This is a genomic window from Bacillus sp. NH11B (genome assembly GCF_001884205.1).
Taxonomy (GTDB): Bacteria; Bacillota; Bacilli; order Bacillales; family Bacillaceae_G; genus Bacillus_A; species Bacillus_A proteolyticus.
In genome coordinates this window covers 1-15,375 of sequence record NZ_MAOG01000132.1, presented here as the reverse complement: position 1 = coordinate 15,375, position 15,375 = coordinate 1, and the positions used below count along the sequence as shown (strand labels likewise).

Below are 15,375 nucleotides of genomic sequence, written 5' to 3'. Positions count from 1 at the left end.
TCAATAAAACTAACTATAAATCTTCAAAATATGATTAATTTTTTAAAGATCGTTCTTTATAAAAATTAGACCATAAAAAAAAGAGCCCACATAATGTGGACTCTTTCCATTGAAATTTATTTCAATTAACGAGCTGCTGTTACTGATTTGAAAGCAACAAGTTTGTTAGCTGCTGTATCAACTGTATTTAAAGTTTCATTATTTTTAAGTTCTTTAGCTTTAAGTGTTAATGTACCAGTTGCAAAGTTAACGTTCTGTGCAGTTTCTAGCTTAAGTACTACTTCTTTAGAAGGAGTTGCTTGATCAGCTGCTGCTGTAAATGGTACACCATTTAAGTCAAATACAAGATCAGTTACATCAACTGTTACAGCTTCAGAGAATGTAAGAGTTACTTCTTGCTTCTCTACATTTGTAACTTTAGCTGATTTAAATTCAGGAGCTTTTGTATCTACAACATCTAATAATAAGTTTGTTGTACCCATTTTTACTCCATCTTTGTTTGCAACGTTAGCTACTGTGAATTTCACTGTTTCTGATTTTTCGAAAGTGAATGTTTTTGGTAATTCGATTGTTGCAGTATCACCAGATAAAGTGATTAGTGTACCTTCTGGTAATTTAGTACCTGCTAATGTGTAGTTGCTTACATTAGCAGCTGACTCTGCACCTTGACCACCTTTTACTACCTTGTCAAATTTCACTACAAGAGTATTTTCAGCCTTATTAAATGCTGCACTTGTTACCTTTGGAGCTACTTTATCTACGTTTACTACTTCTTCATCTTTCTTTTTATCAACTTTTACATCTGCAGTAAATGCTGCTGAATTATTGCCAGCTGTATCTTGAATAAATCCTTTTGAAGCAGCAACTTTGTAGTTTCCTGCAGCTGGGAATGTTAAAGTGATCGCTTTTTTATTATCTTTAACTGCTGCTGCAGTTACTTTTTCTGTTACATCTTCACTTGTATCTTGATTAATGATACGAACAACTTTTTTATCAAATTTAGTTGTTTCAACATTTACTTCTTTATCAAATGTAAATGTCGCTGCTACGCTTTGTTCTTTTTCTGATACAGCTTTTACGAAGTTAGGAGCTACAACATCTTTTGTGACTTTTACTTCTTTAGATACTTTTTGACCTACGTTGTTAGCTGCATCTTTGTAACCAACAAGTTCAACTGTAAGATTTGTAGCTGTTTCATCTGCTTTAAGAGCGTCTTTTACTTCAACAACCGCTTTTGTTTTATCTTGAGCATCAGCAGAAATTGTAGCTACTAAAGTCTCTTTACCTTTTTTAACTGTTACAGTACCTAGGTTCGCGTTAGTCATCTCTTCAGAGAATGTAACTTCTAATGTAGCGTTTCCTTTAGCAAGTTCTTTCACTTTAACATCTTTAACTTCTGGAGCTATAACATCTTTTTCTACTTTATAAGTAGCTTTACCTTCGTACATTTCCATAGTGTTATTAACTAAATCTGTAGCACCAGTTACGATGATTGAGAATTCTTTACCGTTCTCAAGATTTAAAGCGTTATTAGAAGTGAACGTATTATTTTCCACTTTACCTTCAACTTTTTGTCCGTTAACTACTACAGTTGCACCTTTTGTTACATTTAATTTTTCACTGAATACAACTTTAAGTTTTCCTTCTGGAGTAGATACTGTAGATACAGTTGGAGCTACTTCATCATTAAAGAAGATAACTTCTAATGCTTTTGGAATTTCTTTGCCTTCAGCAGTTTTTAATTTTTCAACAGTGACAACATAAGCATTGTTATTTTTAAGCATATCAGCAACTTCTAGAGTTAAGATTACAGATTTTTTATCTTCACCGATTTTTGCAGGAACTGCTACTGGAGTACCACCTTGAGAAATTGTGAATTTCGCGTTCTTCACATCTTCTTCTTTCACTGTAGCGCCAAGTTTAACTTCGATCTCTTTAGCGTTGATTGCTTTAATAGACTCAACTTTAGCTTCTGATTTTTGTCCGAACTGCTTGTCAGTCTTAGCAATAAATTGAGCTGCTTCTGCTTTAGTTACAGATTTATTTGGCTCCCATTTGCCGCCAGTACCTACAGAGATTCCTAATTCAACTAGAATGTTAGCTTTGTCTTTACCCCAGCTATCTTTTAAGTCATCGAATTTAGTTTCTGGAGTAGCAGTTACTTTAGTGTCTAATTTGAAAGCTGGTACAAGCATTGCTGCCATTGAAACGCGGTCGATTTTTCCGTCTGGATCGAATTTACCTTCACCTTTACCTTTAACCACGCCAGCTTTTTCAACTGCTGCGATGATTGAAGTAGCCCAGTGGTCTTGAGAATCAGTGTAAGATGGTTTAGCATCTTGATCGATTGGTAAGTTTAAGATTTTAGCCAGCATTGTAGCTGCTTCTGCACGAGTGATTTCTTTTTCAGGCTCGAACATTCCTGTGCCATTACCTGCAATTGCGCCTTTTTCTGCTAAGTAGTTAATAGAATCAATTCCCCAGTGATTAACTGGAACATCCGGGAATGATTTACCTGCTGCTGCTACTGGAGATACAACACCTGCTACCATTGCTGCTGTCATTGTACCAGCGATTAATTTTTTGTAAGAGTTAGTCTTTGCCATTTTATATATTTCCTCCTTCAGGAATGTAATACTAGTTCCATAATGTTTTAAATAGATATTCTATTTAATGTTGAAACTAGTAAATATAAATGCAGTTAAGATCCTATATATAGAAATTATTTTGTAATATAGAATAATAACTACATCAAACCATTTTTACCCGAATTCAAATCCTTAAATTCGACAAAAAGTGATTTTTCATAATTCTAACGTTCATTTTTTCGACTTTTATTTTAAATAACCCGATTGTAAAATCCGAATGTTTTAAATGTATGAAACCATGTGTCAGAACTACATTTGTAAAATATTTATATAACCATTTACAACTATAGCAGAAAAACACTTATAATTTCAATATCTAAATATAAAGATAATAAAATTATTTAACACTATATTTCTCTGGTGCTCGACACAATTCTTAAGGTCGTTTTTTTGAAGAAAACCGAAATTATTCTCCAATTGTTTTCATATAAAACGCATCATACTGATATCCTATATATATTAACATTAAGATTTTGGAATAAAAACACACTTATTCAGCAACAAATAAAACTTCAATCGGTTTTATTGTATTAAAAGAGGAATGGCCTCTATTCCATTCCTCTTTTTATAGACTCTTTTGCATGTAAGTCATTAATAATATATTTGGATGCTATGGAAATTTGCTCACGCAATTCCTCTACCCTTTGTCCTAACGTTTCTTGTACATATTCTGTTTGCTCTAATTGTTTAATCGCCATACTATGTAATGTTTCTGTCGTCCAGTCTCCATCAACATTCCCAATAATCGGCTGATTTACTTGTTGTAAAAACGAATCGATCTTTGGATCATATGAAATTCCAATCATAGGCGTGTTTGCAACTGCCGATAATATAAGAGCATGCAGTCTCATCCCTATTAAAAGGGAGCATTCTGATAAAATAGAGATTTTCTCATGAATATCCATTTTATAAGGGAGCATGTGCGCTTCTTCTCCCATCAAATTAATGATATCCCTTGATGCATTTTGATCAAATGGTCCATGCATCGGTACAAATAAAATATGGTATCCCTCTTGCTTAAGTTTTTTCAGCGTATCTGCTAACTTCTTCATATAATCTTCTTTTGCATCCCAGTACCTTACACTAACTGCAACGACTTTTCCTTGCAGAGAATGTTTTTGAAGCCAATTGGATTTCTTTTCTCCTGACTGACAAGCTAATACCGGATCTGGAACAAGTTCGATATCTTTCTTAATACCAATTTCTTTTAAATACAAAAACGAGTCTTCATCACGCACTGATATATATTCAGCCTTTGATACATGCCATTTCACTAATAAACGATTTTGCTTCTTCGTAATAGGTCCGATTCCTTGAGCGTAGATATAATACGGCTTTTTCAAAAAACGGGCAAGCCGCATAATACCCGTATAGTATAAAATGCTTTTAATACTCGTCTTATCTTGCAAGAGACTTCCGCCTCCGCTAATTAAACCATTACTTCTCTTTATTTCTCGGTAAATCGCTCTTATATCCCAGCGATTTACTGCTTCTACACCGTACATTTTCCTTGTATAGTCGGGGTCATTTGAAAGTACAACAAGCTCAAGAGTAGGATCCTCTTCATGTAGCGCTTTAATAATTGATTGCAAAATTGCTTCGTCCCCAACATTATAAAAACCATAATATCCTGATAAAACTAACCGCACTCTTAATCTCCTCCAACATTTCGCAATCAACTCTTTTTGTAATTAAACAAATTGTTATCCATTCCTTGCCGAGGAAGGTTTGATAACTTCAAATTGATTTCTTTCACAAACATCTAACAAGTCATACCCATTTATAATATTGTTCATTTTCTATAACAAACGATTTTATTTACGTAAAAATGGAATTTGTTCTTTCGATATCCAGTTTAGCTTAAGTGCACATATGCCATATAATACTGAAGCTACACTTAGCGCTACAGCACTATATATCATTGCTAAAATCCTAGAATCTGTCACATTGATTAATGTAGACACAAAGTATAATGCTATACCTAAAATACTAGATACTCCAATGACAGCCAAAAACTTCCCTATATCCATTGGATAAGAAAGATCTTTTCTAATATAAATATGATTTGCGATACAAATCATTATATAAATAATTAGGGTACTATACGCTGCTCCATTTATACCGAATTGATTTACTAGCGCTATATTTAATATAATTTTTACAAGACTTGCACCGATGACAATCCATGCTGCTTGCATCGAACGATTAATCCCTTGCAAGATTCCTATTGATAATACCATAAGTGATGTGAAATACGAGCTACCAATTAAAATAGCTAACATACCACTTCCTTTTGTATCTGTAAATAATGCAACATTAAGCGGTACTGTAAGCGCCATAAGCCATATCGTTATCGGCATTGTTAAAACATGCGCAAACTCATTTGTACGTTTTACTGTCAGTTTAGCTAAAGCTATATCTTTTTTTGTTAAAGCCGCTGTTAATAATGGAATTAATGGGAATACTATCGCACTTGCAAATACAACAATTAATTGCGTAAATGCAAAACCACGGCTATATATACCAAACTGTTCCTGAATCGTTGTAGAAGATTCATGTAACACATGTGGAATTGTTACAGAATCAACTAAATTTAAAACAGGCATAGATAACGCCCCAATTGCAATCGGAATTGAAACACGGAGTATGTTTTTCGCGTTTTTCTTAAAGTCTTGCAATGAATATGTTTTACTTTTATAGCGATACGGGCTTTTCACATATTTTACTCTCAAATATATGAGTGACGTAATAACGCCAAAACAAGAACCAATCATCGCCCCGCCCGTTATGATATCACTACTTTTATTCCAATATACAAATATATAAGCGATTGTTAACATTAAAAATACGCGAATCAACTGTTCAATTACTTGTGATACACCAGTAGGTATCATATCTCCGAACCCTTGGAAATATCCACGGTACACTGCCATATATGGTGCGATTAATAAAGCAAACGAAGTAACAATTAATGCTAGCCTCGTCTCTTGCCCACCAAGCATATTTGCAATGCCACTTGACCCTATGATAATAATGAAAAATCCGAGCATCCCAAATATAACACCGATAATAGACGCGGACGTAAACAATTTAGCTATTCCGTCCCGATCATTCTTTTCATGAAGCTCAGCTATTAACTGAGATATTGCTAGCGGGACTCCCGCTACTGATAAAGTTAAGGCTATCATATATACAGGAAAAACAAGTCGAAAAATCCCAAGTACTTCATCCCCTGCTATATTTTGCAATGGAATTTGAAAAAAACTCCCCACTACTTTCGATATAAACGTTGTAACGGTTAAAATCGCAGCGCCTTTTACAAACTTTTTATTCATCTTCTATCTCTTTTCTTTCAATATATAATCTACATAAAATATTAAATCAGTATTGTTCATTCATCTTGAGAATCATCACTTTATCTCATTTAGTTATCATACCAAATTTCTTATATATTGAATACTCTCTTTCTTTTTATGTTTTAAATATAATATGTGCCATATATATGTTTTTTTATCCAGTTTTTTCTTCAATTTACTACTTCTACTTGTTCAAGATAAACATGTGCTATAATGTAGCTATTGTCAGTAAGAGGAGTGTTTGTAACATGCTGAATTCAGTAAAGAAATTGTTAGGGGATTCTCAAAAGAGAAAGCTAAAAAAGTACGAACAACTTGTTCAAGAAATTAATAATTTTGAAAAACAAATGTCTAGTTTATCTGATGAAGAATTACGCCAAAAAACTGTCACATTCAAAAGTATGCTTACGGACGGTAAAACAGTCGATGATATAAAAGTAGAAGCATTCGCTGTTGTACGCGAAGCCGCAAAACGCGTGCTTGGATTACGCCATTACGATGTACAGTTAATTGGTGGACTAGTATTACTAGAAGGTAATATTGCAGAGATGCCAACTGGTGAAGGAAAAACATTAGTTTCTTCTCTTCCAACATATGTACGTGCACTTGAAGGAAAAGGCGTTCATGTTATTACGGTAAATGACTATTTAGCAAAGCGTGATAAAGAGTTAATTGGTCAAGTTCATGAATTTCTCGGCTTACAAGTTGGATTAAATATTCCTCAAATCGATCCTTCTGAAAAGAAACTTGCATACGAAGCTGATATTACATACGGTATTGGAACAGAGTTTGGTTTTGATTATCTTCGCGATAATATGGCTGCTTCACAAAATGATCAAGTGCAGCGCCCATATCATTTTGCTATTATCGATGAGGTTGATAGCGTTTTAATTGATGAGGCGAAAACGCCACTTATCATTGCCGGGAAGAAATCAAGTAGCTCTGATTTGCATTATTTATGTGCAAAAGTTATTAAATCGTTCCAAGATACCCTTCACTATACATACGATGCAGAATCGAAATCAGCTAGTTTTACAGAAGACGGTATTACAAAAATAGAAGATTTATTTGATATCGATAACTTATATGATTTAGAGCATCAAACTCTATACCATTATATGATTCAATCATTACGTGCCAACGTCGCTTTCCAGCTTGACGTTGACTATATTGTGCATGATGAAAAAATACTACTTGTAGATATTTTCACAGGACGTGTTATGGATGGTCGATCTTTAAGTGACGGCTTGCATCAAGCACTAGAAGCAAAAGAAGGTTTAGAAATTACAGAAGAAAACCAAACACAAGCTTCTATTACAATTCAAAACTTCTTCCGTATGTATCCAGCATTATCCGGTATGACAGGTACAGCAAAAACAGAAGAAAAAGAATTCAACCGTGTATACAATATGGAAGTTCTTCCAATTCCAACGAACCGTCCTGTTCTTCGTGAAGATAAAAATGATGTAGTATATGTAACGGCTGATGATAAATATAAAGCTGTGCGTGAAGAAGTTCTAAAATACCATAAGCAAGGACGCCCTATTTTAATTGGGACGATGTCTATCTTACAATCTGAAACAGTTGCTCGTTACTTAGATGAAGCAAACATCAAATATCAATTATTAAACGCTAAGAGTGCAGAGCAAGAAGCAGATTTGATCGCAACTGCCGGACAAGAAGGTCAAATTACAATCGCTACAAATATGGCAGGCCGAGGTACTGATATTTTACTAGGTGACGGTGTCCACACCCTTGGTGGATTACATGTAATTGGAACAGAACGTCATGAATCCCGCCGTGTTGATAACCAACTTAAAGGACGAGCTGGCCGCCAAGGTGATCCGGGAAGCTCTCAATTCCTCCTATCTTTAGAGGATGAGATGCTAAAGCGCTTCGCTCACGAGGAAGTAGAAAAGTTGGAAAAATCACTAAAAACTGACAAAACGGGACTTATTAATTCATCTAAAGTTCATGATTTCATTAACCGTACACAATTAATTTGTGAAGGTAGTCATTATTCAATGCGTGAATATAATTTAAAACTAGATGATGTAATTAATGATCAACGTAATGTTATCTATACACTGCGCAACAATTTATTAAAAGAAGAAACAAATATGATAGAACTTGTTATTCCAATGATTGAACACTCTGTAGATGCAATTGCTAAACAGCACCTTTTCGAAGGAATGCTTCCGGAAGAATGGGATTTCACTAGTTTAACAGCATCTATTAAAGAAGTTTTACCAGCTGAAACTTTGCCGCCATTATCTGCGAACGACATACATTCGCCTGAGGATTTACAAATCGTTTTAAAAGATACAATTTCTAGCTATTTAGGACGTGTACAAGAATTAAATAACCATGCGGATTTACAACAATCACTGCGCTACGTTGGTTTACACTTCCTAGATCAAAACTGGGTAAGTCACTTAGATGCAATGACTCACTTAAAAGAAGGTATTGGCTTAAGACAATATCAACAAGAAGATCCAACTCGCCTTTACCAAAAAGAAGGTTTGGATATTTTCTTATACACTTACGGTAATTTTGAAAAAGAAATGTGCCGCTATATCGCGAGACATTTAGCAGTTCCAGAAAACGTACAATCATGAGGTGAAAATTTATGTTATCATTCCTGAAAAAGGCAAAGAAAAAAGGAAAAGATACTACTGTTTCTAGTAATCAATTATTTGGACAAGAAGAAACTACTTCTCAGAATAAAACAGTAAAGCCAGTTCTTTACTTCCATCCTAGCTGGGGTGAAGTAGCACAAGAACAAAAATACATTTATCAATTCCTGCATAAAGAATTACCACTTTTACAAGAATATCAAATTTCTTTATCGGGAATTGAAATTGAAAAACGTGATGGCACATACGGTGTAGCTGCTTTCATTCGCAACAGTGTCCCAAAACCGATTTCTTTCGAAGAAGTTACATTACTTCTATTAAACAAAGATAAAAAGCTGTGCGCACGTAAAACATTTAACCTGTCTGCTCTTGGAGATATTCCTGAAAATGTGAATATGCCTTTCGTATTTACATTTGAGCAAGAAACAATAACTGAAGCTGAACTATCTCAATCAGATTGGGAATTAGCTTTCGAACTTGAAAGTAAGCATCAACTAGATTTAGATCCATCTTGGGAAGCTCAGTTACCTGAAGCAAGCAAAGAAGCGTTATGTAATTTTGTAGACAATTTAACGCCTCCAAGTGAAGGTGAAATTAACTTCCTAGGTTTACAAGCCGCACTGAAAGAGAACGGCGATTTACATACAACGCTACTAATTCGTAACGGCTATAAAGATAACATTCAACTAGAACAACTTCCCCTTCATATTGAAGATGCTTCTGGAGAAGTCGTTGTTAAAGGTGCTTTCACGTTACCGAATCTTGAAATTAAAGCGAATACTACAAAACCATGGTCATTTGTTTTCCCTGCTTCATCCATCTTGAAACAAAATATGGATTTATCTAGCTGGAACGTATTTGTACCACAAGACTAATATACAAAAAAGCCTATCCTAAAAGATGGTCATCACACCTTTATGATAGGCTCTATTTTTTATGTAAAATCTACTTCGTTACTAATAAACGTTCAATATGATACTCCGCTTCTAATTTACACATTTCATCTACATGCACTACGTTTCTCTGTTTTAACAACTCTAATTGTTCTTCGCTCGGCTGCTCACTAATAAGCTCATTAATTTTTTCATTTACTTTCATCGCTAATGCTTGATGGAAATCTGGATGTCCTTTCAACTCGTCATCTACTTTATTAATCCAAGTTGATTTTGTGTATAAATATTGTTTCCACTGTTCAACAAATTGCTGCATATCAAATTTTTCTTCATTCCATTCAATTTCTTTCATATATTTCTCAAAAGAAACAACAATTGATCGTGTAATCCCGATCTTCACTCCATGTGGTAACTGTTTGTACATCAAATATTCCCTCCAGCTTAAAGCTCTTCCTTCTGAATATAAAGGAATCTCAAAATTCATATACTTTTTTATAATAGCACATTGCTAATCTAAGATGTTACTATAATGTGTAGAAAATCAATCATCAACAAACGTGCAATACCTAAATATACGAATTCCAAATATAACAAACATAGTAAAAATAATAAAAACTTTCACACTCTACAAAGCATTCCGTGTGAAAACCCTTATTATTACATAGCTTTAGTTTCTAGAAATTGTAATTTCTCTTTTTGCTCATTATTTGCCATCATCACTATCGTCTTTTCAACATGCGGATGTATATGTTCAAGTGTCACACTCGCTCCTGCTTTATCCGATTGCTCAATAAAGTTTAATAATGCCATAGCCCCTGATACATCCATATAGCGTACATCTTTCATCCGTAAAATAACTGGTGACTTCACATCTTGTAAAGAAGCGAAAATACGATCTACTGTTAGAAATGAAAGTGGTCCCTGAATTGTATACGTCGCTTCTTTTTCTTTTACAATAGAAGCTTTACGTTCTTTACACTTCACCATGTATATAATGAAAGAAAGAATAATGCCAAACGCAACAGCAACCATTAAATCAAATTTCACTGTCACAAACATCGTTACGAGCATTACAACTACATCGCCTCTTGGTGCTACATGCATCTTCTTCATACTTTCCCAATCAAACATTCCAATACCAGTTAAAATTAAAATACCTGATAATACAGCGAGCGGAATATATTGTACCACTGAACCGAGTCCCATAATGAAAATGAATAAGATGACGCTATGCATGCAAGCTGAAAGTGCCGTCTTCCCCCCGCTTCTTATATTGACGATGGACCTAACAGTTGCACCAGCTCCTGCTAATCCGCCGAACAAGCCACTCGCAATATTACCAATACCTTGTCCGATTAACTCTTTATTACTTTTATGACGTGTCCCCGTCACATTATCCATTACGACAGACGTTAATAATGAGTCAATTGATCCTAGTAAAGCAATACTAAGTGCTGGTAATACAAGTGCTAACATGCCATTTGCGTCTAAAGCCGGTACGTGAAGAGATGGCATCGCCTCTGGAATTGCACCTATCTTTTCAATCATCTTATTCAAAGAAAGAGTTCCTACAAATGGTAAGTTTACCGTAATTCCTTGTAGCATAGAAGAAAACAACGGCAACGTTACTGTAACACCTACTAATGCTACTAAACTTGATGGAATGGCTTTAATCCATTTTCCAGAAACAATCATTACAATGATTGTTAACAACACAAGCAGAAAGCTATTTTGTACGTGCTTCATTTCACCTAAAATAATAATGAGTGCGATCCCATTCATAAATCCTGAAACAACAGGATACGGAATATAACGAACGTAAGAGCCTAGCTTACATACACCAAATAAAATTTGAAATAACCCTGCCATCATAAATGCTATAAAACTTGCTTCTAATCCGTGAGTTGCAATAACACCTGTTGCAATAACTGTAATCGGCCCAGTAGGACCGGTTACTTGCCCTGGGGTACCACCAAATAACGCCGCAAACAAACCTGCAAAAATCGCACCATACAATCCGACTAGCGCTCCCTCAGACGTTCCCGTTGCGGCAATACCAAATGCAATTGCTAGCGGCAAAGCAACAATCGCAACAGTAAATCCTGCTAAACATTCCTTTGCTATTTTTTGAAACATAAGAATAACCACCTTTGTATAAAGTCCATTTTCCATTGTACACCTAAAAGGATACATTCGTTAGTGTACTTTTTACAGTATCGTGACGTAAACGGATTCAATGAAAAGTTTCCCCCTTACCTTTGGAAACAATTGCAACTATGCTATAATGAACAAATTAAATCTTTTACTATATACTTGGAGGCACTATGCTAACTTTTGAAGAAAAATTATCAATTATTGAATCTTTCCCAGAATTAGAAAGAAAGAACGTATCATTAAAACGCGTAAACTTTCACTTTGAAGAAAGTCGTTTAGATAAAAAGAACGTTGTATATCATTTACATCCAAACGGAAACGGGTTTGTATACGCAAACTTCATTAAAGGTTATAAAACAGATGATAAAGGCATGATTAACATCCGTGAGTTTTCAGAAGAAGAACTGCGTTCATTAATTGAAAAAGTAATTGAACGTCTATCACAGGAGCAAGAAGAAATTGTTACACCGATTGAACCTGCTGCAGAAGAAGAATGGAAGAACGAAGACGGTCATATCCTAACTCTTATTCAAGAGGATGATATGTGGAACGTTTACGCTGGCGTAAACTTAGACGGTACATTCAACTCTTATCCAGAAGCTGCGGAATACCTTGATGAAGAAGGTTTCTCACGTAAATAATACGTTTCTTACTACTAATGAGGCCGGCCCAATTTTTTGGGGACGGCCTCTCTTATTAATAGGCAGGTTATTATTGTCGTATTTTGCAGTTAAGTCGATATATGTAGAGTTGTGTTCGATATAATTTCATGTACTATTACAATTTTCCCCAATAAGAACATAACGCCATTTCAAAGTTAGGTTTTCGGGACAGTCCATTCCATAAAATTACGAAATCAAAACTTCTTATTCTTACTATCCCCTATAAAAATTTGAATTTGACAACTATACGTCTCCGTATTAAAAAAATCATTAATTAACTCCACTTCAATAAAACTCTCCACTTCTATATCATTTTCTTTTGTGTATTTAATCATGGTATTTCTACGTTCTTCTTCATTTTCTTTACTATACGCTAATGTTATATATTTCCCGCCCGGTAATACTTTTATATTTTGCATCTCTTCCATATGTACATCATCTCGTACTTTATTAAAGACATACTTTGGTTCTACATCCCACTTTTCATTGACATTGTAGAGAATCCCCATTTCCATTGACATTTTCTCTTCATAATCTTGAACGATTTTCTCTAGATTGGAATAATACAGTAACTCCTGTAAACTCCCTACTTCTTTACAAGGCGCTACAATTACATAACGCTGTTCAAAGAACTTAATAGATATTTCATCATTCTTTAATATTTCCTGTGAACTCCCTACTTTCGCATGTAACCCATCAATCGTTTCAATTACCTCTTTCATTTTCTTTATATGTTCTTCCGCTTCCGCTCTCTTTAATTGTAAAAATTGCAGCAACTTGTCCGTATTACATTCCTTAAAAATCTCTTGAAGTTCTACTATACTGGTGTTCAACTCTCTACAGCTTTTTATAATATCAATGTGAATGAATTGATCTATAGAATAATATCTATATCCTGTTGATTCATCAATATGTTTTGGAATAAGGATCCCCATCTTATGATAGTACCTTAACGCCTTTATCGTTATATCCTTTATTTTTGCAACTTCTCCAATAGAAAATAATGTTTTCACCTGAATCTCTTCCTTTTTATTTTTTCGTATTCAACTATTGACTCTCCCCTTAAAGGAGACCTTACTATTTATAATAAGTTATTTATATTAATAAAGGGAGTATACAATTATGAACACAGTAAAATATAGAAGTCTTGTTAAGGAAGACTATGAGCCTATAAAACATTTAATTGGCGAGGCATTTAGATTTAATCAATTCATTACAGATAAAAAATTTTTAAACTCCCTATTAAACGTCTACCTACACAGTTGCATTTTAGAAAGTTCCTTTAGTCAGGTAGCTGAAAAAGATAATACAGTTATCGGTGTCATTTTAGGCGATTCTGAAAAAGATAAAAACCGTTTAAAAAGATTCCATAATACATTTAGTTTTGCCTTTAACACGCCGAAACTATTCATGACGAATAAAGAGAATAGAGAGTTTTTAAAAGCATTTATAAAAGTTCAAAAGACATATAAAGAACTCATTCAAGGAAAAGAAGAGCAGTTTCAAGGTTGTATACAATTATTCATCGTATCCGAAGAATCTAGAGGTCTTGGGGTTGGAAAACATTTATTAAATCATTTATTCCAATACATGACAAAAGAAGAGGTAACATCTTTATACTTATATACAGATAACGAATGCAACTATAGATTTTATGACAAACAAAACTTCAAACGTATACAAGAAAAAGCAGTTAAATTTGGACCAAAAGAAGAAGATTTCAACGTATTTTTATACCGCTATGACTTTAACTAATAGTAACATTTACACTTCGATGCTCTTTGCTAATTAGCAAAGAGCTATATTAAGTATGCTATCTAGCCTAAATCCTCCAACCAAACTCTTCTACTACTATTATTTCAGTTCGACCAGTGCGAAAAAGAGGAAGATATGTAACAACTTCAATTTAAAAAGGAGCGCACAACATGGAATGGATTCACGAATTATTTCAGCAATATGGGTATTATGTAGTACTCGTTGGATTACTTTTAGAATATATCGCTCTTCCATTTCCAGGAGAGCCAACATTAGCCTATGCAGGATTCTTATCACATCAAGGTGATTTGAGTTTACCAATTTTAATTATTTTATCTTTTATTGGGACAAGCCTAGGTATGACATTCCAATACTTTTTAGGAAATAAGCTCGGTATGCCTTTCATTCAGAAATACGGGAAATATGTATTTTTAACAGAACGGAAAATTAATTTAACGAAAATGTGGTTTGAGACATACGGATATTTTCTAATCTTTATCGCTTTTTTCATTCCAGGCGTTCGCCACTTCACAGGCTACTTTGCAGGAATTATCAACTTACCGTTTCGCCGCTTTGCGATGACAATTTATTCAGGCGCCCTATTTTGGGTATCATTCTTCTTAATCGGTGGTTACTGGTTAGGGGAAAACTTAGACAATATTTTCCTAGTACTTGAACAACACATTTGGAAAATTCTCTTCGGTATTATTATCATTACGCTAATCACCCGATTTCGCAAAAAAATAAAACACGCGTTTGTAAAAAATATGAATTAAAACGAAAAGCATGTTATTAAAATCTTTCAGCAATACGTTTTATCCAGATTGCTGTGTACAAAAATAATAAAAAGCGGAGACCCATAGTCTCCGCTTCTTCACATACATTTTGTTTCCGAACTAACTCTCGTCATTAATTTTTTTTGCGTCTAAACAATCTCGATCCCAAAATTAATGCGCACATACCTGCAATAATAGAAGTAGACTCAGTTGCTGCTCCACCTGTTTGAGGAAGTAACTTTGATTGCTTATTACTTTCTTTACTAGATGGTACTTCAGATTTGCTTTGTGCTTCTTGTTTGTTTTGTACTTCTACTTTACCTTGAGCTTCTGGTTTGTTCGGTAATTCCGGTTTCTCTTCTACTTCTGGTTTGTTCGGTAATTCCGATTTCTCTTCTACTTCTGGTTTGTTCGGTAATTCCAGTTTCTCTTCTACTTCTGGTTTGTTCGGTAATTCCGGTTTCTCTTCTACTTCTGGTTTGTTCGGTAATTCCG

12 protein-coding genes are annotated in these 15,375 nt (G+C 34.4%); 5 read left to right on the top strand and 7 right to left on the bottom strand.

What is annotated here, in order from left to right; genetic code table 11:
* Positions 1 to 125: 125 nt before the first annotated feature.
* The 3 genes from BAU27_RS24550 to BAU27_RS24540 form a co-directional block, all read right to left on the bottom strand.
* Positions 126 to 2,606 (bottom strand): S-layer homology domain-containing protein, encoded by a 2,481-nt coding sequence (locus tag BAU27_RS24550; protein ID WP_071772258.1) that lies wholly within the window; start codon positions 2,604 to 2,606, stop codon positions 126 to 128.
* Positions 2,607 to 3,196: 590 nt separating this feature from the next.
* On the bottom strand, positions 3,197 to 4,297 hold the full coding sequence (gene csaB, locus BAU27_RS24545) for a polysaccharide pyruvyl transferase CsaB (protein ID WP_071772257.1): 1,101 nt from the start codon (positions 4,295 to 4,297) through the stop codon (positions 3,197 to 3,199).
* 165 nt (positions 4,298 to 4,462) lie between these two features.
* Complete coding sequence (locus BAU27_RS24540; RefSeq protein WP_071772256.1) at positions 4,463 to 5,983, bottom strand: putative polysaccharide biosynthesis protein; 1,521 nt, start codon at positions 5,981 to 5,983, stop codon at positions 4,463 to 4,465.
* A gap of 269 nt (positions 5,984 to 6,252) precedes the next feature.
* On the opposite strand from BAU27_RS24540, the gene secA2 reads away from it, so the two are divergent.
* A complete protein-coding gene (secA2, locus tag BAU27_RS24535; protein WP_083596146.1) occupies positions 6,253 to 8,622 on the top strand; it encodes an accessory Sec system translocase SecA2 in 2,370 nt (789 codons plus the stop codon).
* A gap of 11 nt (positions 8,623 to 8,633) precedes the next feature.
* Positions 8,634 to 9,515 carry an accessory Sec system S-layer assembly protein gene (locus BAU27_RS24530; protein WP_071772254.1) on the top strand — a complete coding sequence of 294 codons (882 nt, stop codon included), beginning with the start codon at positions 8,634 to 8,636 and terminating at the stop codon, positions 9,513 to 9,515.
* Between the two features lie 70 nt (positions 9,516 to 9,585).
* On the opposite strand, the gene BAU27_RS24525 is transcribed toward BAU27_RS24530, so the two are convergent.
* Positions 9,586 to 9,957 (bottom strand): hypothetical protein, encoded by a 372-nt coding sequence (locus BAU27_RS24525; RefSeq protein WP_071772253.1) that lies wholly within the window; start codon positions 9,955 to 9,957, stop codon positions 9,586 to 9,588.
* A gap of 233 nt (positions 9,958 to 10,190) precedes the next feature.
* Entirely contained in the window at positions 10,191 to 11,669 is a 1,479-nt protein-coding gene (locus tag BAU27_RS24520; RefSeq protein WP_071772252.1) for a SulP family inorganic anion transporter, read from the bottom strand.
* 188 nt (positions 11,670 to 11,857) lie between these two features.
* On the opposite strand from BAU27_RS24520, the gene BAU27_RS24515 reads away from it, so the two are divergent.
* Positions 11,858 to 12,328: a hypothetical protein gene (locus BAU27_RS24515; protein WP_071772251.1), complete on the top strand. Its 471-nt coding sequence runs from the start codon at positions 11,858 to 11,860 to the stop codon at positions 12,326 to 12,328.
* Positions 12,329 to 12,543: 215 nt separating this feature from the next.
* Here the strand turns inward: BAU27_RS24515 and BAU27_RS24510 are convergent, their stop codons facing one another.
* A complete protein-coding gene (locus tag BAU27_RS24510; RefSeq protein WP_071772250.1) occupies positions 12,544 to 13,392 on the bottom strand; it encodes a MerR family transcriptional regulator in 849 nt (282 codons plus the stop codon).
* Between the two features lie 79 nt (positions 13,393 to 13,471).
* Between BAU27_RS24510 and BAU27_RS24505 the strand changes: the two genes are divergently transcribed.
* Both BAU27_RS24505 and BAU27_RS24500 read left to right on the top strand, forming a co-directional pair.
* Complete coding sequence (locus tag BAU27_RS24505) at positions 13,472 to 14,104, top strand: GNAT family N-acetyltransferase (protein ID WP_071772249.1); 633 nt, start codon at positions 13,472 to 13,474, stop codon at positions 14,102 to 14,104.
* A 170-nt stretch (positions 14,105 to 14,274) separates the two neighbouring features.
* Entirely contained in the window at positions 14,275 to 14,880 is a 606-nt protein-coding gene (locus BAU27_RS24500; protein WP_071772248.1) for a DedA family protein, read from the top strand.
* A gap of 133 nt (positions 14,881 to 15,013) precedes the next feature.
* On the opposite strand, the gene BAU27_RS24495 is transcribed toward BAU27_RS24500, so the two are convergent.
* The coding region (locus BAU27_RS24495; protein WP_071772247.1) for an LPXTG cell wall anchor domain-containing protein at positions 15,014 to 15,375 on the bottom strand (362 nt) is incomplete at its 5' end.

Excerpts from the sequence above, each read along its gene's own strand:
- BAU27_RS24550 (WP_071772258.1), bottom strand. The coding sequence starts at position 2,606 with ATGGCAAAGACTAACTCTTACAAAAAATTAATCGCTGGTACAATGACA.
- BAU27_RS24540 (WP_071772256.1), bottom strand. The coding sequence starts at position 5,983 with ATGAATAAAAAGTTTGTAAAAGGCGCTGCGATTTTAACCGTTACAACG.
- secA2 (WP_083596146.1), top strand. The coding sequence starts at position 6,253 with ATGCTGAATTCAGTAAAGAAATTGTTAGGGGATTCTCAAAAGAGAAAG.
- BAU27_RS24530 (WP_071772254.1), top strand. The coding sequence starts at position 8,634 with ATGTTATCATTCCTGAAAAAGGCAAAGAAAAAAGGAAAAGATACTACT.
- BAU27_RS24525 (WP_071772253.1), bottom strand. The coding sequence starts at position 9,957 with ATGTACAAACAGTTACCACATGGAGTGAAGATCGGGATTACACGATCA.
- BAU27_RS24520 (WP_071772252.1), bottom strand. The coding sequence starts at position 11,669 with ATGTTTCAAAAAATAGCAAAGGAATGTTTAGCAGGATTTACTGTTGCG.
- BAU27_RS24515 (WP_071772251.1), top strand. The coding sequence starts at position 11,858 with ATGCTAACTTTTGAAGAAAAATTATCAATTATTGAATCTTTCCCAGAA.
- BAU27_RS24505 (WP_071772249.1), top strand. The coding sequence starts at position 13,472 with ATGAACACAGTAAAATATAGAAGTCTTGTTAAGGAAGACTATGAGCCT.
- BAU27_RS24500 (WP_071772248.1), top strand. The coding sequence starts at position 14,275 with ATGGAATGGATTCACGAATTATTTCAGCAATATGGGTATTATGTAGTA.